This is a genomic window from Alteromonas salexigens (assembly GCF_025628895.1).
GTDB lineage: Bacteria > Pseudomonadota > Gammaproteobacteria > Enterobacterales > Alteromonadaceae > Alteromonas > Alteromonas salexigens.
Genome location: NZ_JAOTJC010000007.1, coordinates 1 through 22,050, shown reverse-complemented (window position 1 = coordinate 22,050; position 22,050 = coordinate 1). Strand labels below are relative to the sequence as shown.

The window sequence follows — 22,050 nt, the reverse complement described above, 5'->3', positions numbered from 1 at the left end:
GATATAAAACGGCCACACGAGTGGCCGTTTTCTTTGATATGGAGAAATGAAAAATGAAAGTTGCACTGCTGTTGTTGGCAATCGCATTGGGAGGTTTAGCATATTTGCTACATGGTGATAGTAATGCCCCTACTGTGGAACAAAAACAACAATTGCCCCAAGAGAACGGCAAGTCAGCCAACCAGAATACGGGAGAAAAGTTGCCAGGAACCAGAACAATAAAGGTTAACAGTCCTAAATCCGCTCAACCCATACAAGAAAAAACTCCAGCAACAACATCACAAAAAACACCACAAAGAAAACACAAAGCTGACGTTATACCCAAAGACAATGAAATGATTCGCTGGGTTAAGGATGACGACGAACTTGCTGAGTTAGATGCAGAGATGGGGTTACGTGAACCCACGGAGCTTGACCAACTGCGCTTTGAGGATGAACTGGCAGAAGCAAAAGCCCAGTTGCCGGAGAACACTGATGGTGTGAGCTACATTCCGCTTGAGACGGTAGAGCTAGAAGAGCCTACTTCGGCAGAGGATTATATGATTAGCGAGCCGTTAGAAGAGTCCGCGACTATGGATGACTTTTAACAATTTTCACGAAGCGTAAAGAAGGCAGGTAGTTTTTGTAACAACTCGCTGAGCTGAAATAAATTTTATTGTCACTGTGATTTAATACTATGAGCGGTAGCGGGCTACAGCGCTCTTCGGTATCATTGCCTGATATGTAGTGAAAAGGATGTAAAGCAATGTCGCAGGCAATTATTGCTCCTGACGAAAATATCTTGAAACTAAACTACCCGAATAACGAATACATAAAAACTGGGAGTTTAGCTTCCGATGTAGACTGGCTGGATGCCGGGGGAAATTACACCACTGAAGCATTTTTGGCTACTATAGGCGAAAGTGAGAATGACGTTGACATTGCTTTTGCCACTGAAAAAGCTGATGACGCCAAACTGCGTTTTATACTGCCTACTCTGGCTCAATACCTGCTTATCGGTCTACGAGAAACCAGTTTGGAAAAAGACGCGTTACGTCAACGGGTCGATAAATGGTCAGCATATTTTCGGGCGTTACAGCACTATTGTTATATTTACTCTAAAGAAAGTGTCATTGAAGCATGCGACTGTCTGGATGCAAACCAGAAGAAGTTCAGTCGTGTACTTGAAGCCAGTTTAAAGTTAGACCCCAACTTAGCTCTTTTCATTGCTGAGTGTGATGGTTTTGTTGCAGCTTCAGAAGGGGGGGAGTGGCTGAACGCAACCTATGTGACATTAGAGCTAGCTCAGTCTCATCATCAGTTATTAGAAAACCTAGAATACCAAGCGAACCAAGCGATTGATGCTTCTAAACAATTGGAGGACGCCGTCAGCCGTGAGAAAGCAGATAACGAGCTGTTAAAGCTCCAGGTTGAACAGCTTCAAGAAGAACTGGAAGTCACTTTTAAAAAGTTACAGACAGAGACGGATAGCACAACCAACAAACAGCGTAAAATTACTGAATTGGAAGCTCAATTAACTGATAACACCACCCAGATAGCCAGACTTTCAGCCGAGTTGAAAAAGCTAGAAGACCTACAGCAGGCGCAAGAAGCTCAAGCTTCCCAAAAACAACCGGCCGAGAACAAAGAATTAGAATTACTGCAGTTGCAAATTGCACAAATGCAAGAAGAATATGAAAGGGTGTATAAACGTGCTGAGGAAGAGAAGCGCGAGTACTTAGCGCTAAAAACTAAACTCATTGATGGCACCAACGTCTCAACAGAATTAACGCACGAGTTAACCAACGCGATGAATGAACAAGAGCTGTTGCAATTACAAATAAAACAATTGCAGGAAGAATTAGAATTTTACTTCGTGGAATATCAAAAGCTTAAGAGTGAAGGTGGTTCTCAGCAAGACGAAAGTTTAAATGAGTACAAAGAACGGATTGCTGCACGTTTTCCAACGCTCGTACTAACAGAATCTGTCACCCTCACCGGGGGGATTTCACGTGAAGACTTACAACGTATTACAGTTCGCTTAACCAATGTAGAGCATGCTAATAACCACTGGGATGCTTTTTCTTTCACGGTGAACGAACGCAATGGAGTACTTGAACTGGAGTTTCATGCACCAACTGAGAAACGGGTATATCCACTTTCTAAATTTATTAAAACCGGTAGCAGTAAAGTAAGTGACTTTTCAATCCTGACACCGTTTACTGACGCTGGGAAAAAGGCCCTTAATAGTCTGACTAATGACGACAAATTGATGTTAGTGGGTTTATTAGAGGAAGTACAAGCAAAATTAGAAGCGCGCGAAGTGGCCACCACTGAAGCCACACAGCAACTGGACCTTTCTAGCTGGCCAAGTAAATTGAACACGTTGCGGGAGGCTTTGGTACCACTCGTATCCACAACCCCTGCGGAAAAACCATTGCGTTTCAAAAAGCTTACGCTGAAACAAAATATGGTAGGACCAAGCAACGAGCACTTGCTTATTAGCGTTGAAGGTCTGCGGCATAGAGTAAAATCTTTCGCAAACTATGAAATTAAAATTGGTGCTAAGCAAATCAAGGGTGAAGACTTCACAAATTATGGCAGCTTAGAGTTCAGAGAGCTTGCGAATAAACAGGCGCCATTAGCTACCTGGCCGCCCGAACAGGAAGATAAGTGGGGGCCTAAATTAGTTTTAGATTTGCCCGAGAAGCTCAATGAGAATCAAAAAACTGCGATCGAGAAGTTAAAAGAAGAGGACAGAGAATTTATATCCGAACTGTTGAAGCAACTAGCTGACCGTTTACATACCCTGGATCTAAAACGGCTTAAATTAAATCAGCCACTGAAAAACTGGCAGAGTTTGCTTTCTAATATGATTGATAAGTTTTCGTAACTAGCGCAGGAGCGATTCAATGAGTGACATGCTACGTATGGCAAAGGGGTTGTCCGTTCAGCCTAAAAACATCGTTATATTAGGTGCAAAGTCAGAGTCACTGCTAAGCTGGGCAGTTGAGTCATCTGCGAGTAAGGTCCTCATAATCGAGCCGGAAAAGTCGCTAGCTGAACGGGCCCGTTTGCTGGTATCTGAACAGAAGAGGTCTAACTCTGTTATAGTGGAGGAAGGTGTCCCCCTATCTGACAATCCGCAACGGGATGAACTACCGATTTTTATCGGTAATTTAGTGGGATACACTTCCTCGTTAATGCCCTCAAAAATAAAAAAAGTTCGCCCCGCCTTAAAATTTAAGGAGGAGGTAGCCAAAACTGTTTTATTAAGTGACTGCATGAATAAACTTGGTATTAGCGAGTGTGAACCGAGTTTGTTAATTACCCAATTGAACGGTGCAGAAAGCAAGTGTATTTCTCCACAAGTACTGACTGACTTTACTCATCTACTTATTCAAACTTCACAACCTCCGCTTTTTGGAGATGAGTCTCCACTTGCAAATGTAAAAACGTTATTGGCACAGGCCGAGCGAGATTTTATTGTAGTACCTGAATTCGCGCCGCCATTTGTCATGGTTGTTTCCACTAAGTCTACTGATCTTACTGCAGCAAAAGAATATTATAGACAGAGAAATCACCATGAAAATAACGTAGATGCACTTGTAAAGGAAAATCAAGAACTGAAAATATCTTTAAAGTCACTGCGTGTGGAGGTAAGCGATTTAAAAGACAGTAAAAAAGAAGTATTGCTCTCAGAATCAAAACTAAATAAAAAAGCAGAAGAAGCAAAAGCTAACTTAGAAAATCTAAAAGTAATTAATCATAAGTTAGAAAGTGAGCTTTCAAAATCTATTGAGATTAAAGATAGTTTAATAAAAGAAAGTGAAAGTTTAAAGCAAGGGAAAGATGAGTGCGATGCTGAACTAAATAACCTCATCGAGCAATACTCAAGCGATAAGTTAAAATGGGAGAATTATTTCGAAGATTCCAGTAATAAAATAGCCGAAGCGAAGAATTCGGAAAGAAAACTAATGGAAACTTTGGACATTACCTCTAAATTAAACTTAAAACTGAGTTCAGATCTAGAAGATTTGAGAGAAAAATATCGTACAAAGATAAAAAGTGAAGAAGAGCTTACCCTTCTGATAAACGAACTTTACGAAAAGCTAAGGCAAGCCTCAGATTTTTATCTCAAGTTAGAAAAAAAGTACCCTGAGATTGCTGATGAAAAAAATATATAATAATCAAAAAAGTTTGAAAAGCTTGCATACTGAAATAGAAAGTGCGCTGCAAGTTATTGAACAGAAGTATTTGTTGCCAAAAAAAGAGTCGACCGCTTCAGTAGAGAGTAAAGAATTTAGTTTGTTAGAAAGGTGCGAAAAGCTATCAAAAATTAATAAAAAAGATGTTCTGAGAACGGTACACCATTTCGCGTGTAGTGGCGGAACCCTAATTTCAAAATGTATATCGTCATTACCTAATGTGTACTTGCTGAGTGAAGTCCATCCTTATACCAAGCTCCACTTTAATGAAAGCGGAGCAGAGTATTCTCCAACTGATATCACTCGATTATGTCATTATGCAAATGTTCCCAATATAAATTCACTATCCGAGACCATATTGCGTAATAACATCGTCACCGTGAGCGATCATATAAATGCTTTAGGTGGTGAATTAGTTATACGCGACCATAGTCATGCGGATTTCTGTGTCGGTGATAACTCTTCTAATTCATGTTCAATTTTAAATATACTAAGTGATGATTTCGAGATTAAGAAAATAGCTACAGTTAGACATCCGGTCGATAGTTACCTCTCTCTTATAAAAAATAATTGGGTTCACTTCTCCCCGCCAACTTTTAATGAGTATTGCACCAGACTTTTATATTTTTTAAAAAACTTTGAAATGAGTGAGATTTATAAATACGAAGATTTTGTTGATAATCCAAAGGCCCAGATGGAGTTAATATCTACAGCTTTAGATATCAAATATGATGAAAACTTTTCTACTACATTTAATATACATAATGTTACGGGCGATAGCGGTAGAAAGGGCAGTAAGATTCAGGTTAGAGAAAGACTTGGGCTATCATCGTCTCTTAAAGATGAGGTTAGCAAATCTCGCGCGTTTGAAGAGGTTGCTAATATGATGTCGTATAGCTTTTAAAGAAATCGTTAATGGAAAATTTAATGCTTAGCAAGAAGTTCGATATTATTATAAAGAGTTGGAAAGACGGTCGTTTAGATAAAGCGCGATATGAGTTAGATGCGTTACTCATTGGCCAAAAACTTCCTGCTTCAATTAAGTTAAAAAAATTCATTTCTGAAAAATTATTCAAAGATGATCCCGCTTGCTTTCCAATGTCCTCAAACGGTATAGATTGGCCGAAAATCTCCGTAGTAACTCCATCATTTAATCAAGGAAAGTACATCGAAGAAACCATCGTCAGTGTAATAAGTCAGGCGTACCCAAATATAGAGTTCATTATTATAGATGGTGGATCTACAGATAGTACTGTTTCTGTTATCGAGAAATACTCTGAGCATATAAACTACTTTGTCTCTGAGCCAGATAAAGGGCAAAGTGATGCAATCAATAAGGGATTCGATAAAGCCACCGGCGATATATATACCTGGTTAAATAGCGATGATCAATTCGCTCCAAATGCCCTGTTTAAAATGGCGCTGGCGTTTATCACCAGCAAGGCTGATTTAGTGGCTGGTATTTGTGAAGTATATGAAAATGATAAAATAATAAGCAGACATATAACTGCGTGTGAAGAAGGTGTTTTACCGATACAGGAATTACTCGACCTTGATAAAGGCTGGAACGCTGGTCAGTTCTTCTACCAACCGGAGGTATTCTTCACAAAAGACTTGTGGGAACGTGCCGGTGCACATGTAAAAACAGACTGTTTTTATAGTATGGATTATGAAATGTGGTGTAGGTTTGCAGCTGTCAAAGCAAACCTCCATATTATCCATACCCCAATAGTTAATTTTCGGTCACACCCAGAACAGAAAACCGCGGACCCTACAAAATTTAAGCAAGAACTCCTTAGCGTTCGTAAGCGTTTTATTGAGGAGTGGGATATAGAACCAGAAGAATTAAATCGGCCTGAATTTGAGTGGGGAAGGAAACTAAGGGTTCTTGCAATAAATGACCATGGTTTCAATTATGGCGCTGGCATAGCACATCAGAGAATATGCGCAGCTTTAGAAATGGCTGGGCATCAGGTAACACCACTTGACCTTTCAGTTTCGAAAGGTAGTCACTCGGCTTATGTTAATGCAGCAATTGAGAAAAATAACCCTGATATTGTGATATTTGGAAATATTCATTCTCAAATTCCTGACACAGTTGCTCTAATTGATGAAATACAGAAAAAGTTGCCTACTTATTGGGTAGTACACGATTTTTGGTTGTTCACCGGAAGGTGCGCTTACCCAGGTTTTTGTCAAAAACATCTAACTGGCTGTGATGCGGAATGCCCAAGTAAAAACGAATATCCGATTATTGATGAATACAAAATCAATGCTGCGTGGGAAGAAAAAGTTTCGTTACTAAAAAATAGTACAAACTTAAAGTTATTTGTTAATTCGGCGTGGACCAGAAGTTTTGTTGCTTCGAAACTCGAGGCGTTGGGTGCTAGTGTACCAGTCTATGATATTCAACTAGGTGTGCCGAGTTACCTATACAAACCAGTGGATAAAAGCCACTGCAGGGAAGAGTTTGGCGTTGGATCCGATGAGTTTGTATTAGGATTTAGTGTCTCTTCGTTGAGTGACCCGCGGAAGGGTGGAAAACTTTTCCTAGATGCAGTTCGTCGTTTAGATATTAACAAATTGGTGATTTTACTAATCGGAAATTTGGATGTATCGATAAAACTAGACAATTGTCGCATTATTTCAACAGGATATGTTAAAGAACAAAAAACGGTAGTGAGCGCTCTAAACGCTATGGATCTCTTTGTTGCTCCGAGTTCTGAAGAAACCCTGGGTCAGGTTTATTTAGAGGCAGCCATGTGCGGCGTTCCTTCAATAGGTTTAAATATGAGTGGTATAAAAGATGCTATCATTGATGGCGTAACTGGCTATAAATTAAATAACTCTTCCTCTGAAGAATTAAGTAAAATAATAAGTACATTATATAGAGACGAGACCATGAGGCGCTCGTTATCTAAAAGCTCCCATTTGTATGCTCATAATAAATTCACGTTGGAGGCTTGTTATCATTCTATTCATGCAGCACTACTGCAGGAAAAGATTTTTGACAAGGTTGGCGCACCCAGAAAAATTGAATTGAGCCATGATGTTAAGTCTATCAGAGATAAACCAGTGATTCTCTCATATAAAAAGGGCGTCGATGTCGAAGAAGGACCATATCCTGAATCTGGGATAGACTATAAATTTCGTTGGTGCCATTCGTCCAAGTCTGTAATCGGTGTGAGCATATCAAAGGAAGTAGAAAAGCTTTCGCTACGGATAAAAAATGTTTTGTTTTCTGAACAAGTTATATCCATAAGATTTATAGATGAGGAACTTGTGGTCTCTCTTAGTAGAAGTGAAGAAAAGGTTGTAGATCTTTACATTGCGAACATGAAGTCAAATTATTTTGAGGTGACTCTCATTCCTTCCAAATTTCATAAATCATCGTTAAATGAGAAGCGGGAATTATCATTTAAACTGCTATCGATAGAAGATGTTTAGTATTTTTTTAATAATAATTTTAGGATGTAGGTAATGAATAAGAGTAGGGCACATATAGTTACATTCCCTCGTAGTGGACACCATATCTTAGTCGGTCTTTTAGACACTTTTTGTTACGCCAATAACGAATACTGCGAGTTTTACACTTGTAGTGATGCCGATGGTAATAAAATAGATTGTCCGAGCTCAGGGTTAGACTGGACTAGGAAAAATAACCTCTGTGGAGCTGGCAAGAGAATAACTAAGACTCATGAGTTTGATCTTTCACTGCCGTTTGTTGAAGAAAGAAAGTATCTAGTCCAACTGCGGAATCCAGTTCTCTCCGTTTCCAGTTGGTATGAGCTTGAAAAGTCGACAGGAGGATTAACACAGAGTTATGAGGAGTTTATTGATGATAAAATGAACTTTTGGGAGAGTTTTGCTACTAAGTGGTATCAGTATTTTGAGAAGGAAAATGTACTCTATGCTCCTTATAATTCTCTGTCATCGAAACCCAAGTTGGATGAAATAGCAGATTTTTTACAATTAGAAAGGAAGCCGTCTAGCTCATATAGCCCAGACTACTTTTCCCCAAAAAGGCGAACTATAGAAAACGCTTTGGAGATTTTTAGAGAAAAAGAAACTAAAATATCGGACTTATTAACTGAACTTGATTTAGAAAAGGTGTGTTCGTGAAGAAAGCTTTAATTACTGGGGTTACTGGGCAAGATGGCTCATATCTTGCCGAGTTTTTATTAGGTAAGGGATATGAAGTTCACGGTATCAAACGTAGGGCTTCGTTATTTAACACTGAGCGTGTCGATCATATTTATGAAGACCCTCACGAAAAAAATCCACAATTTTACCTTCATTATGGTGATCTGACAGACACTTCTAACCTAACCCGTATTTTACAGGAAGTGCAGCCTGACGAGGTTTATAACCTTGGCGCCCAGTCACATGTAGCAGTGTCCTTTGAAGCTCCTGAGTACACTGCCGATGTAGACGCTATTGGTACACTTCGTCTGCTTGAAGCTATTCGCTTTCTGGGATTAGAAAAGAAAACGAAATTTTATCAAGCGTCTACTTCTGAGTTGTATGGATTAGTACAGGAAACACCGCAAAAAGAGACCACTCCATTCTACCCGCGTTCCCCGTACGCCGTTGCAAAAATGTATGCGTATTGGATTACGGTTAATTACCGTGAATCCTATGGCATGTATGCGTGCAATGGTATTCTGTTTAATCACGAGTCACCTCGGCGAGGCGAAACCTTCGTAACCCGTAAAATCACTCGCGGTATAGCCAATATCGCACAGGGATTAGAGTCTTGCTTGTATCTGGGTAATATGGACGCACTGCGAGACTGGGGGCACGCCAAAGATTATGTAAGAATGCAATGGATGATGCTGCAACAAGATGAAGCAGAAGATTTTGTTATCGCTACAGGAAAGCAAATTTCTGTACGTGAATTTGTGCGTATGTCAGCGGCCGAAGCAGGTATAACTCTAGAGTTCAGCGGCGAGGGCGAACAGGAAATCGCTACAGTGGTTGAAGTGAATCACGAGATGGCCCCTGGCGTTAGCCCGGGTGATGTGATTATCCAAGTCGATCCTCGTTACTTCCGCCCCGCCGAAGTTGAAACTCTGCTGGGTGACCCTTCTAAAGCCAAAGAAAAATTGGGCTGGACGCCAGAAATCACTGTGGAAGAAATGTGTGCAGAAATGGTGCAATCGGACCTTGAAAAGGCAAAACAGCATGCTCTTCTTAAAAAGCATGGATATACCGTATCAGTGGCTAAAGAATAGGGTTGGATTTGTTTCGAAAAGGCCCTTTTTAGGGCTTTTTTAATATTTGGGGAAATTTTAATGAGAACTATATTTGTAGCCGGTCATCGCGGTATGGTTGGCGCTGCGATTGTAAGGCAATTGGAAGACCGTGAAGAAGTTAGAATTATAACGCGTACTCGTAACGAGTTAGATCTTACAAACCAGTCTGAAGTCATGACGTTCTTCGCTCAAAATAGCATTGATGAAGTGTATCTGGCGGCCGCAAAAGTGGGCGGTATTCACGCCAACAACACCTACCCTGCTGAATTTATCTATGAAAACCTCATGATTGAGGCAAATATAATTCACGCTGCACACGCAAATAACGTAAATAAGTTACTGTTTCTGGGTTCTAGTTGCATATACCCTAAGCTGGCTTCTCAGCCCATGTCGGAAGACGCTCTGTTAACAGGCACGCTGGAAGAAACCAACGAACCCTACGCAATTGCCAAAATAGCCGGCATTAAATTGTGTGAAAGTTATAACCGTCAGTACGGACGCGATTACCGGTCTGTCATGCCTACCAATCTCTACGGCCCCAATGATAATTTTCACCCTGAGAATTCTCACGTAATTCCAGCACTGCTACGCCGATTTCACGAAGCTGCGGAACGAGGGGATAGTGAAGTGGTGGCCTGGGGAAGCGGTAAACCTATGCGCGAATTTCTTCATGTGGACGATATGGCGGCAGCTAGTGTGCACGTAATGAATCTGGACAGTGAAACCTATCTTGCCAATACCCAGCCTATGTTAAGCCACATTAACGTGGGAACCGGCGAAGACTGCACTATCAGGGAGCTTGTCGAGACGGTTGCAAAAGTGACTGGATTTAAGGGCGATATTGTATGGGACACAAGTAAACCGGACGGCACCCCACGTAAACTGATGGATGTTTCGAGATTGCATGCGTTGGGCTGGCAGCATACTTATTCCCTTGAAGAAGGGCTAATGAATGCATACCAATGGTTTTTGAACAATCAGGATAACTTCAGAGGCTGATAAAGTGGGATTTCTCTCAAAAGAGGCGTTTACAGCAGTAATCGATAACACACCACTCGTATCAATAGATCTCGTGGTTGAAAATGACAAAGGCGAAGTGTTACTGGGTTTTCGTAATAACCGACCTGCCCAGGGGCTCTGGTTTGTCCCAGGTGGTAGAATTTTAAAAAACGAATCACTGGACCAGGCATTTTTACGGCTGTCTGAGCACGAGCTGGGTGTAGGCTACGCGAGGGCGAACGCTAACCTGCTAGGTGTGTATGAGCATTTTTATGAAGACAGTGTTATGGGGTCTCACCCTTCAACGCATTATGTGGTGCTGGGATATCACCTTGAGATAGGCGATAATGACCTCCCTCTGCCTCTGGGAGAACAGCACCAACGGTACATTTGGATGGATAAACACAAAGTTTCAACTCATCCCGAGGTGCACGCACATTCTGCAGCATATATTCCGGCTTTGGAGCTGGGCAATAAATAGGTGAAGACAGGTGTTATCTAAAATAATTAAAAAACTAAAAAATAAAAAGCGTCGAGTTAAATGTAACCCTAAATTCGCTATATTCCATGTGGATGAGCTTTCACCTTATGTTTTTTCTGGCTGGGCGTACATTCCCAGGAACGCTAGCAAAGAACAGTGCCAAGTTTCACTTACAGTAAATAACACCCCAGTATGCAAGACCGAGGCTAACCTGATGCGGGAGGATCTGGTTAAATCCGGGGTGGGCGATGGGCAATTCGGTTTCACCACTGAGCCAAATTGGCAGGCGCTTGAAATTGGCAGTAATGAACTGGTGTTATGGGTAAACGAGGTTCCAGTGAGTATATTTAAGCTGCAAGTATCGCAAAAGCAGATGATGGTGGCCATGACTCAGCAAATTCACAGGCAAATACAGCTCTCTACCCACGAGCTTAGTGAAAAACTAACCGCCCTCATAAAGTAATGCAGGAGTCTGGTCTCGTTGTTCTCGATCCCGGTTTCGAAGATACGCACTCCCATCATGTCACCGTATCCCATCTCTTGGGCGAGTCAATTGGCAATATTCGGGTATATGCGTCTGAGAAGTTGAACGAAGCTATAACCCTCCCAAGCGGGGGGCGCGTAAATTCGTACTTTCAGACGCCTTGTTATACTAACCGCCTTTTTGCGCTTTCTTCTCAAGAAGAGGAGCGTATTTCTGATAGCTTTGCTGATGAATTACTTCGCTTGTACAGCGAAGGGAGAGTTCAACGGTCAGACACTCTACTTCTGCACACAGGCTTTAGCTTTCATATATCTGGGTTAGCTAAGTTCTTTATGAAGGTGGGCAGAGACGCCGGGCCTGCATTGCTCCTATGTGGCATGTTCGATCCAGGCAATTATCTTATTGATTCGCGCACTAACGCTGATCGTGTAGCATGGTCGATAAAATATAATCTGGCGCTGACATTGCTGGAATCTTCTATAGCAACTTCACGTTTAGTATTTGCGACAAGCTGCGAAGAATATGTGGCGGCTTACCAACAGATACTCAAAGCCCCGGTAGAACTGCACCCGGCAATTAACTTAAACTCGCAGGTTACGCCGAATAAGGGTAATCAATCGAGACGGATTTTAATATATGTAGGAAGTGTAAAAGCAGATAAAGGTATTGAGCTAATTTTAGCCCAGCTAGAAAATTTGCTTAACTCTTTCCCCGATATCAAATTTATCGTGCATTGGAACACTGAGTCGCCGGGAATAAGAGACTTTCCTGATGCTGAAAGTCATTTATCTGCGTTAGAGCCTCGCTACGACAATTTTGAGCTGTACTTAGGCGAGCTAAGCTTTGAGCGTTATCAAGGTTTACTAAACAGCGTGGACGCTATGTTATTTAATTATCACCCGGAAAGTTACTTTTACAAAACCTCAGGGGTGTTCTGGGATGGCCTGGCCAGAGGTTGTGCACTGCTTTGTACAAGTAAAACGTGGCTATCCCGCCAAGCAACTAGCACTGGAAGCCGGGCATTTTTATTTGACTATAATGACGATGCGAGTTTGAATGCCGCTCTGCGCGCTTGGCGAGATACAACCGGCGGCGAATTGATCGCAGACAATGAGTATAAACGCCAAATTTGTCGCTCGTTCGGCGGTTGGGTATCAGAAAAATTACAGAAATTGACCAGATAGGAAATACCATGTTTAAAGCAGGAAAGAATCGGCTTGCCTCCAAAGGAAAGAAACTCGCAGGTTCAATTGATGGGCTGGAGGCCGGAAAACTTACAGGCTGGGCGGCATTATTGGAGGATGAAGCGCCGTTGGAAGTTTGTATCTATACAAGCGAAGGCGAATTGTTAGGTAAAGGCTTAGCAAACGAATTTCGGGCTGATCTGGAAGAACATGGGATCAACGCGGGCTATCACGCGTTTTCTGTAGAGATTGACGAAGATAAACTCACCCCTGGAACTTCTGTAGAGATTAGAGTGGCCAGTTCTAATGAAAAAATTCCTACTAACGAATTTACTCTTCCTAAGCTTGGTCAGCATTTTCATGCGGATATCATCAATGTGGAAGGTAACAAACTCAGTTATCGCTTAACCTCGGCCACCGAAATTGGTTCTCAGGTAATTCGGTTTGCTTCCGAACAAGGCGTGTTTTGTGAAAAGGCCATTGAAAGCGAGCATACGGAATTTTTTGATTATATCTGGTTACCCGAAGATCTACTGACCGACAGTAAGCAGAAAATTGTCATAAGCGTAATAGGTGCGTCAACAAACGCCGGTGTCGATTACATACAATCATCGCCCATCCTAACACCAGTGCAGTTTTTAGCGCACAGCGCATCAGAACCAGAATTGTTAGGCAAGCCGGGTCATGCCGGTTATCGCTATGAGTCGCTAAAGCTACAGATGGAAGCGCTCGCAAAAAGTGGTGAGGTCGATGAAATTAGAAATTTACACGTAGTGCATAATGCCGTTGTAAATGCTCACGAAGACATGACCTCATTTTCGGCTTTTGCACTGCCTAAGGTAGAAAACCCTAAGGTATCTATCGTGGTGCCCGCCTACAATAAGTTCGCACTCACGTACCGCTGCATAGCTTCTATTGCATTGTCTTTTAATAAAACCAGTTACGAAGTTATTTTAGCCGATGATTGTTCAGAAGATGTAACCAGTAGAGCTGAAGACCTTATAGAGAACCTGGTTATCTCCCGGAACGAAGAAAATCTTCGTTTCCTAAGAAGTTGTAATCAGGCTGCTAAAATAGCGAAGGGTAAGTACCTCGTATTTTTAAATAATGACACAGAGGTTACCTCCGGTTGGATAGACGAGCTTGTTCTCCAGCACGAAAAAGACGACCAGGTAGTATTAACGGGATCGAAACTAATCAACGAAAACGGTTCGTTGCAGGAAGCCGGTGGCCTCATCTGGGGCAACGGTGAGCCGTGGAATGTAGGCAGAAATAGTAACCCATGGGCGCCTGAGTGGAACTATGCCCGTGACGTAGACTACGTCACCGGTGCAGCAATGTGTATTCGCAAAAACGTATGGGAAGAAGTGGGTGGCTTCAGCGATGAGTTTGCCCCTTGCTACTATGAAGATGCTGATCTTGCTTTCAAAGTAAGAGAGGCTGGGTACCGAACCATGTACGTACCTCATTCAGTGGTGATCCATTTGGAAGGCAAAAGTCATGGTACTGACACTACCGTGGGGTTAAAGCGCTACCAGAAGGTAAACGAAGCCACGTTCAGAAAGAAGTGGTTTAGCGCGTTTAAAGCCAAGAGCAAACCATCAGCAGAACGCTTACACCAAGAAAAGGATAACAATGTAGATCAACGGGTTTTGGTAATTGATTACGCCGTCCCTATGCCGAATAACGACGCGGGAAGCTATGCTGCAGTTAAAGAAATTGAATTAATGCAGGCATTGGGTTTCAAGGTGACGTTCGTTCCCGATAACCTGGCGTACATGGGCAAATTTACCAAGAACCTTCAGCGCATGGGCGTGGAAGTGCTTGCAGCACCGTTCTACACTTCGTTGTTTGATGTGTTGGAAAGAAGACTGCCGGAAATGGATGCGGTCTATATTACCCGCTATACAGTGGCGGAAAAATATATAGATGTCATTAAAGAGAGTGGTAAGCCGGTGCTGTTTAATAACGCTGACTTACATTTTCTGCGTGAAATCCGTGCCGCATTGCGAAGTAACGACAGTGACGCAATAGAAGCCGCTTTGGTTACACAAGAACGTGAGCTGGATGTGTGCAGAAAAGCAGACGCTATCCTTACGTATAATTCAACGGAGCATGCGGTGATCCAGTCGCATACGCTTGAGCAGCATAATATGCACATCACACCCTGGGTCTTGGAAGAAAAAGTCCCTGGTCCCGATTTTTATGCGAGAGAGGGGATTGCCTTTTTGGGAGGCTTCAACCATCTCCCCAACGTTGAATCGGTAGAGTATCTTGTTAAAGAAATTATGCCAGCCCTCCACGCAGAACGACCCGATATCGTGTTGTATGTGTATGGTAGTAAGATGCCTGCCAAATTTAAAAATTATGAATGTGACAACATTAAAATGGTGGGCTTCGCGGAAAGCTTAGACGACGTATTCCATAAACATAAGGTGTTTGTTGCGCCACTGCTATCAGGTGCAGGTATTAAAGGTAAAGTGCTGGAATCGATGGCTTATGGGTTACCCTCTGTATTGACCGAAGTGGCAGCTGAAGGTACCGGTCTGGCTAGCGGTATCAGTACACAAATTGCAGAAAGTTCACATGAGTGGGTCACCGCAATTCAAGAATTATATGACAACGAAGAGAAGTGGGTACAATATTCATCTAACGCGATGTCGTTGGTATCAGAACGTTACTCATTTGAGCATGGCAAAAAAGTGTTTAAAGAGATCTTTGCGAGCGTTGGCTTGTACACCACTCAATAAAGTTGGATTGTTCGAAACAGAATTTGAGATTTATGAAAAAAGCAATTTTCCATTACCACCTTTTTAAAAATGCCGGGACATCGCTTGACGCTTCACTTAAAGAAAACTTTGAAGAAGGCGTCGAGTGGGTCACCGAAGAGTTTCCGGCCCATCCGGGTAAAAACCGGGAACTTGTAAAAGACTGGGTGCGTAGTAACACGCAGGCTCAGTGCTTTTCTTCCCATACGGCATTATTACCTGTGCCCAGAGTAGATGAAATGGAATTGTTGCCCGTCATCTTTATACGTCACCCTATAGATCGAATTGCTTCCGCGTATTCATTTGAAAAGAAGCAAGGCGGCGATGGATTTGGTGCAGTGTTAGCTAGAAATACGTCTCTCAAGGGATACATTGAGACGCGTATAGCACTGGGTTACGACAGGCAGTGTAAAAACTTTCATACCGATCGGTTTGCATACATGTGTGGTCCCCAACACGGTGATGAACTTACGAGAGCAAAGCTTGCTGTTGAACATCTGCCATTTGTCGGAATTGTCGAAGCTTTTGACGATTCATTACGCAAATTGGAAACGTGGTTGCGTGAGGAAGGCTTCAAGGATATTACGATTGCACCGAAAGAACATAACGTCAGTCGGGATACCAGAAAATCCATCGATGAGAAGCTTGCTGAAATCCGTGATGAAATTGGTGAAGACGCATATGAGTTTCTACTTGAAAACAATGCAGACGACCTCGCATTATACGAGTTAGCTAAGCAAAAATTTGACGCATAATGCTTGTCAGTAGAAAAGGGTACGAGAAATGAGAAAAGGAATCATCCTGGCGGGCGGATCGGGCACCCGTCTCCATCCACTTACCAAAGTGGTAAGTAAGCAGCTCATGCCCGTTTACGATAAACCAATGATATTTTATCCGCTGACAACATTAATGATGTCAGGTATCCGCGATATTCTAATTATTACCACCCCTGCTGAACAGTCAAGGTTTATAGAGCTTATTGGCGATGGTGAATCGCTGGGTCTGAATATTCAGTACGCCGTGCAGGATTCACCTGATGGTTTAGCGCAGGCATTTTTAATTGGCGAGCAATTTATTGGCAACGACAGCTGTACGCTGGTGCTGGGTGATAACATTTACTATGGGCACGACTTAAAGATGTCACTGCAAAGTGCCTTTAAGCAAGAACATGGGGCTACAGTGTTCGGTTATCACGTAAAGGATCCGGAGCGATATGGGGTAGTAGACTTCGATGAAAACTGGAATGCATTGTCTATTGAAGAAAAACCCCCTGCACCGAAGTCAAACTATGCGGTAACCGGCTTATACTATTACGACAACCGTGTGGTAGATTTCGCCAAAGAAGTGAAGCCGTCTCACCGAGGCGAGCTTGAAATTACTGACCTCAATAATCTCTACTTACAGGATGGTAGCCTGAAAGTAGAGCTAATGGGGCGAGGCTCAGCCTGGCTGGACACGGGCACGTTGGACAGCCTGCTGGATGCCGCAAATTTTGTGGCGGCTATCGAAAAGCGCCAGGGGTTGAAAGTGTGTTGTCCAGAGGAAGTTGCTTTCCGTATGGGGTTCATTGATGCTGCTCAACTTGAAAAGCTGGCTGCGCCATTGAAAAAGAGCGGCTATGGCGACTACCTGCTGCAGGTTATCCACGACCGGGTAAAGCAATAACCAGTTTGCCGGTGTACTTATCGCAAGCCTGAATTTAAGACTATTCGGAATAAAGAAAAGCAATGCAAGTAGTAAAAACTGATATCCCAGATGTCAAAATTATCGAGCCTAAAGTTTTCGGCGACGAGCGTGGTTTCTTTATGGAGACCTTCCGAACTGACTGGTTTAAAAAAGAGTGCGCTGATGTGGAGTTCGTTCAGGATAACCACTCTAAATCTTCCCAGGGAATTCTCCGCGGCTTGCACTATCAGCTTGAACATACTCAAGGTAAATTAGTGCGTGTTGTGAGTGGCGAAGTATATGACGTTGCGGTGGATATGCGCAGAGACTCAGCTACCTTCGGACAATGGGTGGGTGTACTGCTTTCTGCAGATAATAAGCGCCAGCTATGGGTGCCCGCTGGATTTGCCCACGGTTTCTACGTCACCAGTGACTCTGCGGAATTTGTGTATAAATGCACTGACTACTATCACCCGCAGTCTGAAATTTCAGTAAAGTATGACGACCCTTCACTGAACATAGACTGGCCACTGGTCGATGGCAAGACTCCCTCATTGTCTGCAAAAGATGAAGACGGCTTAGCCTTCGTTGATGCCCCTACGTTTTAAGCAGCTATTATGATTGCAGTTATTGGAAAAAATGGGCAGTTAGCCTGGGAACTTAAACGCTTAGCTTCAGACAGATGTATTTGCTTAGGCAGAGAGGATATTGACCTTAGCGATAAATCAGCCATACAGGAAAAGCTGGAGGCGCGTGAGATTACCGCAGTTATTAATGCCTCAGCATATACTGCTGTGGATAAAGCCGAGTCTGATGAAGAAGCAGCGCGAGCGCTAAACGTTACCGCGGTAAAAAACTTAGCAGAATATTGCCGGGAGAAGCAGCTTCAATTGGTGCATTGCTCTACCGATTACGTATTCGACGGGGAAAAAGGCGCACCTTATGCCGTTGATGACAAAATTGAACCTCAAGGCGTTTATGGAAAAACCAAAGCAGAAGGTGAGCAAGCACTCCAGGCGATATTGCCTGATAGAAGTACGATCATTCGCACCTCCTGGGTATATTCAGCCCATGGTAATAACTTTGTAAAAACCATGCTTCGCCTGATGGCGGAAAAGCCAGCACTGACTATTATAGATGATCAGATTGGCTCGCCCACCTGGGCTAAAGGACTGGCGGAAGCGTGTCTTGAGGCGGTTGATAAGAAAATCACTGGTGTGTACCACTGGTCAGATGAAGGCGTTTGTAGCTGGTATGATTTCGCACTCGCGATTCAACAGTTAGGCCGTGAAACAGGCTTACTGGATACTGCGATTCCCGTTGCACCTATCCCTACTGAAGATTATCCCACGCCGGCCAAGCGGCCGCATTACAGCGTGCTGGATAAAACATTAACGCGGAAAACGTTTAGTGATGCAACGCTAACGCACTGGCGACAGCAGTTGTCAGCGATGATGAACGAATTAAAGTAAGAATTAGCCATATGAGCAAAACTATTGTAGTTACCGGCGGCGCCGGGTTTATCGGCTCGGCAGTAGTCCGGCACCTGATTAATGACACGGACCACACCGTAGTAAATGTCGATAAGCTTACCTACGCAGGTAACCTGGAATCACTTACGTCAGTGGATAATAGCGACAGATATCACTTCGAGCAGGTAGATATTTGTGACGCCGGAAATATTGGACGAGTGTTAGAAGCCTACCAGCCGGACATTATTATGCACCTGGCGGCGGAATCCCATGTAGACCGTTCTATTGATGGGCCGGGCGAATTTATTCAGACTAATGTCGTGGGCACCTACACGTTGCTTGAACAAGCACGCGCGTACTGGTCAAAGCTGGCAGAGGAAAAGAAAGCCGGCTTTAAGTTTCATCATATCTCCACCGATGAGGTATATGGTGATTTGCCACATCCAGACGAAGTGGAAGCTGATACCGAGCTGCCCTTATTCACAGAAACTACCCCTTATGCGCCCAGCTCGCCGTATTCTGCGAGCAAAGCGTCATCTGATCAGCTTGTGCGCTCGTGGCTGCGTACCTATAAGCTACCTACCCTGGTAACTAACTGTTCAAACAACTACGGTCCATATCATTTCCCTGAGAAGCTGATCCCGCTGGTTATTTTAAACGCGCTGGCAGGGAAGCCCTTGCCAGTGTATGGCAAAGGGAACCAAATTCGCGACTGGCTGTATGTGGAAGATCACGCACGTGCGCTGGTACTAGTTGCGCTGGAAGGCAAGATCGGTGAGACCTACAATATAGGCGGGCATAACGAAAAACAGAATATCGAGGTTGTAGAAACAATCTGCTCCATTCTGGATGATGTGAAGCCTAAAAATGCGAAGTATGCTGAGCAAATCACGTATGTACAGGATCGTCCCGGCCACGATATGCGTTATGCCATTGATGCTTCAAAGATACAGCGAGAACTTGGCTGGACCCCACAGGAAACCTTTGAAAGCGGCATTCGTAAAACTGTTGAATGGTATTTGAATAACGAAGCCTGGTGGAAAGCGGTCCTGGATGGCAGTTATCAGGGCGAGCGTCTGGGCGCCGGTTCCTAGTTAAAAAATGTTATAAATTAACGAAGCCAGCATGTCCAGCTGGCTTTTTTATTGCTTTATCAAAGAAATCGTTCCTGCTTTAATAGCAGTAGAAAAACTTAGTGTGTATATGAAGGAGTTACGCAGGTATGGAAAGCGTTCAAAATGGCTTAAAAATAGCCGTAGCCGGCACAGGCTATGTAGGATTATCAAACGCTGTCCTTCTGGCGCAGCACAATGAAGTAACCGCCGTCGATTTGGTTCCCGAAAAAGTCGAGCTGCTTAACAGTAAAAAGTCGCCAATTGAAGACAAAGAGATTTCAGCTTACCTGACTGAAAAAGAGCTGAATCTGACGGCGACTCTGGACGCAGAGGCCGCATATAAAGATGCCGAGTATGTGGTTATTGCCACGCCTACCGACTATGACCCGCAGACGAACTATTTCAATACTGGCAGTGTGGACGCCGTTATTCAGTCTGTGATGGCGGTGAACCCAAATGCTGTAATGGTGATCAAGTCTACCGTGCCGGTAGGCTTTACGGCTGACGCTAAAGAGCGCCACGGCACCGACAACCTGATATTTTCACCTGAGTTCCTGCGCGAAGGCAAGGCGCTATACGACAATCTGCACCCCAGCCGTATCATTGTGGGCGAGCAAAGTGAGCGGGCAAAAGTCTTTGCGCAATTGTTGGAGCAGGGCGCAATCAAAAAAGACATCGACGTACTGTTTACCAACAGTACCGAAGCTGAAGCTATCAAGTTGTTTGCGAATACCTACCTGGCTATGCGGGTGGCGTATTTTAATGAACTAGACAGCTACGCTGAGGCTCACGGCTTAGACACCAGACAAATCATTGAAGGTGTGAGTTTAGACCCTCGTATCGGCGGTCATTATAACAACCCCAGCTTTGGTTATGGGGGCTACTGTCTGCCGAAAGATACTAAGCAGCTATTAGCAAACTATAGCAGTGTACCGAATAACATGATCCAGGCCATTGTGGATGCTAACCGTACCCGTAAAGACTTCATTGCCGACTCCATTGTCAGTAAGAAACCAAAAATAGTAGGCATTTACCGCCTTATCATGAAGGCAGGCTCTGACAACTTCCGGGCCAGTGCTATTCAGGGCATTATGAAGCGTGTCAAAGCCAAGGGAATAAAAGTGGTGGTTTATGAGCCTGTGTTAGAAGAAGAGGAATTCTTCAACTCACAGGTAGTGAAAGACCTGAATGAATTTAAAGCGATGTCGGATGTGATTGTTGCCAACCGTGTCACTGACGACATCAGCGACGTGCTGGATAAAGTGTATACCCGGGATTTATTCAACGCTGACTAAAAGTGAGCGATACGCTAGATACTAAAAAAGCCGCTCGCGCGGCTTTTTTGTTTTTAACTCATCTATTTTATAAGAGAAGTAAACAGCCAGGATGTGCCCCGTGTTACTTACCCGCCACATGAGTAGTGAAGTCCGACTCAGAAATGCCTGCCGCCAGCGCATACATTCGTAATTTGCTGTCGGGTACACCTGCGTGCTGAGCGGTATTTAATATTTTAAGTACCTGCTCGCGTTCTGAAGCTGACTCGCGGACAGCCGTTTCTATTACAGTATCTGCTTCATCGGGAAACACAGCCAGCATGGCATCTACGACATACTCGCCAACAAACGGAACGGTATTCAGCGCGGTGGTCATAATTTGCACAAACTTGTTCGGATGTTCCTGACTGAGGGTTTGCACAATGCTATCTGCAGAGTCCGGCTCGGTGAGTACGGCAACCCGTACTATTTCGTCAAGATCTTCCGGCGTGCTATTGGCCGCTGCCTGCACGACGAAATCGACATAGCTCGGCTCAGCCGTAATCGCCAGCTTTACAATCGCCGCACACGAACTCACATCCTTCGCAATAGCCAGCTGGACTATTTCTTCAGTGGATGCGGGCTGCGCTGAAATCGCCGCAAAGATGATTTCGCGATGCTGGTCGGGGTAGGTGTCTAACGCGATATCGACAATGGATACCACATCCTGCGGATAATGACTGGCAATAGAGCGGATGGCCCTGCCTACCGACATGTTCTGGTCGACCTGGCGTTTTAGAAATGTGGTCTGAAATTTATCCCGTGACTCTGGGGTGTCTGATGAAGCTGAAAACACTGGTGCTGTAAAGCAAAGCGACGCCAGACTGAATAACAGACCTGTTTTACGCATCATAACTTGCCACCTATATAGTTGTACTAATCGTGAGACTCATCCTTGTCGGCACATTAACATATCGTAACATTTGAACCATCCTAGTCCTATTTAGTTCAAATTGTCTACAAAAGAAGTGTCAATGAATAAAAAGTAGCCACTTGAACGCGTTGAAGCAATATAATTAGGGTATAGGTGTTGACCTTTACTTATAACTGTCTAAAATGCGCCTCCACTTCGACGGGAAAGCAACAACGCCAACCGAACAAGTGAGTCACTACTAACCGCAAGGCTT

19 protein-coding genes are annotated in these 22,050 nt (G+C 43.6%); 18 read left to right on the top strand and 1 reads right to left on the bottom strand.

Annotated features, from left to right (window positions below; all coding sequences use genetic code 11):
* Positions 1-53 precede the first annotated feature (53 nt).
* From OCL06_RS07540 to OCL06_RS07455, 18 genes are all read left to right on the top strand, one after another.
* Positions 54-587, top strand: a complete 534-nt coding sequence (locus OCL06_RS07540) for a hypothetical protein (protein ID WP_262993151.1) — start codon at positions 54-56, stop codon at positions 585-587.
* 158 nt (positions 588-745) lie between these two features.
* Positions 746-2,872: a hypothetical protein gene (locus OCL06_RS07535; protein ID WP_262993150.1), complete on the top strand. Its 2,127-nt coding sequence runs from the start codon at positions 746-748 to the stop codon at positions 2,870-2,872.
* Between the two features lie 19 nt (positions 2,873-2,891).
* Positions 2,892-4,166 carry a hypothetical protein gene (locus OCL06_RS07530; RefSeq protein ID WP_262993149.1) on the top strand — a complete coding sequence of 425 codons (1,275 nt, stop codon included), beginning with the start codon at positions 2,892-2,894 and terminating at the stop codon, positions 4,164-4,166.
* Positions 4,150-5,091, top strand: a complete 942-nt coding sequence (locus OCL06_RS07525; protein ID WP_262993147.1) for a sulfotransferase family protein — start codon at positions 4,150-4,152, stop codon at positions 5,089-5,091. The genes OCL06_RS07530 and OCL06_RS07525 overlap by 17 nt, the downstream gene beginning before the upstream one ends.
* Positions 5,092-5,102: 11 nt before the next feature.
* Positions 5,103-7,634: a glycosyltransferase gene (locus OCL06_RS07520; RefSeq protein WP_262993145.1), complete on the top strand. Its 2,532-nt coding sequence runs from the start codon at positions 5,103-5,105 to the stop codon at positions 7,632-7,634.
* Between the two features lie 33 nt (positions 7,635-7,667).
* Positions 7,668-8,309, top strand: coding sequence for a sulfotransferase domain-containing protein (locus tag OCL06_RS07515; RefSeq protein WP_262993144.1), 642 nt, complete (start codon positions 7,668-7,670; stop codon positions 8,307-8,309).
* Entirely contained in the window at positions 8,306-9,421 is a 1,116-nt protein-coding gene (gene gmd, locus OCL06_RS07510) for a GDP-mannose 4,6-dehydratase (protein ID WP_262993142.1), read from the top strand. The genes OCL06_RS07515 and gmd overlap by 4 nt, the downstream gene beginning before the upstream one ends.
* A 60-nt stretch (positions 9,422-9,481) precedes the next feature.
* Positions 9,482-10,441 (top strand): GDP-L-fucose synthase, encoded by a 960-nt coding sequence (gene fcl / locus OCL06_RS07505; RefSeq protein ID WP_308446000.1) that lies wholly within the window; start codon positions 9,482-9,484, stop codon positions 10,439-10,441.
* A 4-nt stretch (positions 10,442-10,445) separates the two neighbouring features.
* Positions 10,446-10,922, top strand: coding sequence for a GDP-mannose mannosyl hydrolase (locus OCL06_RS07500; protein ID WP_262993140.1), 477 nt, complete (start codon positions 10,446-10,448; stop codon positions 10,920-10,922).
* 10 nt (positions 10,923-10,932) lie between these two features.
* Positions 10,933-11,385 (top strand): hypothetical protein, encoded by a 453-nt coding sequence (locus OCL06_RS07495; RefSeq protein ID WP_262993139.1) that lies wholly within the window; start codon positions 10,933-10,935, stop codon positions 11,383-11,385.
* A complete protein-coding gene (locus OCL06_RS07490; RefSeq protein WP_262993138.1) occupies positions 11,385-12,590 on the top strand; it encodes a glycosyltransferase family protein in 1,206 nt (401 codons plus the stop codon). The genes OCL06_RS07495 and OCL06_RS07490 overlap by 1 nt, the downstream gene beginning before the upstream one ends.
* A gap of 8 nt (positions 12,591-12,598) precedes the next feature.
* Positions 12,599-15,340, top strand: coding sequence for a glycosyltransferase (locus OCL06_RS07485; RefSeq protein ID WP_262993137.1), 2,742 nt, complete (start codon positions 12,599-12,601; stop codon positions 15,338-15,340).
* 32 nt (positions 15,341-15,372) lie between these two features.
* The gene (locus OCL06_RS07480; protein ID WP_262993136.1) at positions 15,373-16,113 is read left to right on the top strand and encodes a sulfotransferase family protein; all 741 of its coding nucleotides are present in this window, start codon (positions 15,373-15,375) and stop codon (positions 16,111-16,113) included.
* 28 nt (positions 16,114-16,141) lie between these two features.
* Complete coding sequence (rfbA, locus tag OCL06_RS07475) at positions 16,142-17,023, top strand: glucose-1-phosphate thymidylyltransferase RfbA (RefSeq protein WP_262993135.1); 882 nt, start codon at positions 16,142-16,144, stop codon at positions 17,021-17,023.
* A 62-nt stretch (positions 17,024-17,085) separates the two neighbouring features.
* Positions 17,086-17,631 (top strand): dTDP-4-dehydrorhamnose 3,5-epimerase, encoded by a 546-nt coding sequence (gene rfbC, locus OCL06_RS07470; RefSeq protein ID WP_262993134.1) that lies wholly within the window; start codon positions 17,086-17,088, stop codon positions 17,629-17,631.
* Between the two features lie 6 nt (positions 17,632-17,637).
* Positions 17,638-18,495 (top strand): dTDP-4-dehydrorhamnose reductase, encoded by an 858-nt coding sequence (gene rfbD, locus OCL06_RS07465; RefSeq protein WP_262993843.1) that lies wholly within the window; start codon positions 17,638-17,640, stop codon positions 18,493-18,495.
* An 11-nt stretch (positions 18,496-18,506) separates the two neighbouring features.
* Entirely contained in the window at positions 18,507-19,589 is a 1,083-nt protein-coding gene (rfbB, locus tag OCL06_RS07460; RefSeq protein ID WP_262993133.1) for a dTDP-glucose 4,6-dehydratase, read from the top strand.
* A 128-nt stretch (positions 19,590-19,717) separates the two neighbouring features.
* Positions 19,718-20,905, top strand: a complete 1,188-nt coding sequence (locus tag OCL06_RS07455) for a nucleotide sugar dehydrogenase (protein ID WP_262993132.1) — start codon at positions 19,718-19,720, stop codon at positions 20,903-20,905.
* A gap of 103 nt (positions 20,906-21,008) precedes the next feature.
* Here OCL06_RS07455 and OCL06_RS07450 read toward each other — a convergent pair whose 3' ends face one another.
* Positions 21,009-21,773, bottom strand: coding sequence for a hypothetical protein (locus OCL06_RS07450; protein WP_262993842.1), 765 nt, complete (start codon positions 21,771-21,773; stop codon positions 21,009-21,011).
* Positions 21,774-22,050: the final 277 nt, after the last annotated feature.

Coding starts and splice junctions, on each gene's coding strand:
- OCL06_RS07540 (WP_262993151.1), top strand. CDS start 54: ATGAAAGTTGCACTGCTGTTGTTGGCAATCGCATTGGGAGGTTTAGCA.
- OCL06_RS07535 (WP_262993150.1), top strand. CDS start 746: ATGTCGCAGGCAATTATTGCTCCTGACGAAAATATCTTGAAACTAAAC.
- OCL06_RS07530 (WP_262993149.1), top strand. CDS start 2,892: ATGAGTGACATGCTACGTATGGCAAAGGGGTTGTCCGTTCAGCCTAAA.
- OCL06_RS07525 (WP_262993147.1), top strand. CDS start 4,150: ATGAAAAAAATATATAATAATCAAAAAAGTTTGAAAAGCTTGCATACT.
- OCL06_RS07520 (WP_262993145.1), top strand. CDS start 5,103: ATGGAAAATTTAATGCTTAGCAAGAAGTTCGATATTATTATAAAGAGT.
- OCL06_RS07515 (WP_262993144.1), top strand. CDS start 7,668: ATGAATAAGAGTAGGGCACATATAGTTACATTCCCTCGTAGTGGACAC.
- fcl (WP_308446000.1), top strand. CDS start 9,482: ATGAGAACTATATTTGTAGCCGGTCATCGCGGTATGGTTGGCGCTGCG.
- OCL06_RS07490 (WP_262993138.1), top strand. CDS start 11,385: ATGCAGGAGTCTGGTCTCGTTGTTCTCGATCCCGGTTTCGAAGATACG.
- OCL06_RS07485 (WP_262993137.1), top strand. CDS start 12,599: ATGTTTAAAGCAGGAAAGAATCGGCTTGCCTCCAAAGGAAAGAAACTC.
- OCL06_RS07480 (WP_262993136.1), top strand. CDS start 15,373: ATGAAAAAAGCAATTTTCCATTACCACCTTTTTAAAAATGCCGGGACA.
- rfbA (WP_262993135.1), top strand. CDS start 16,142: ATGAGAAAAGGAATCATCCTGGCGGGCGGATCGGGCACCCGTCTCCAT.
- rfbC (WP_262993134.1), top strand. CDS start 17,086: ATGCAAGTAGTAAAAACTGATATCCCAGATGTCAAAATTATCGAGCCT.
- rfbB (WP_262993133.1), top strand. CDS start 18,507: ATGAGCAAAACTATTGTAGTTACCGGCGGCGCCGGGTTTATCGGCTCG.
- OCL06_RS07455 (WP_262993132.1), top strand. CDS start 19,718: ATGGAAAGCGTTCAAAATGGCTTAAAAATAGCCGTAGCCGGCACAGGC.
- OCL06_RS07450 (WP_262993842.1), bottom strand. CDS start 21,773: ATGCGTAAAACAGGTCTGTTATTCAGTCTGGCGTCGCTTTGCTTTACA.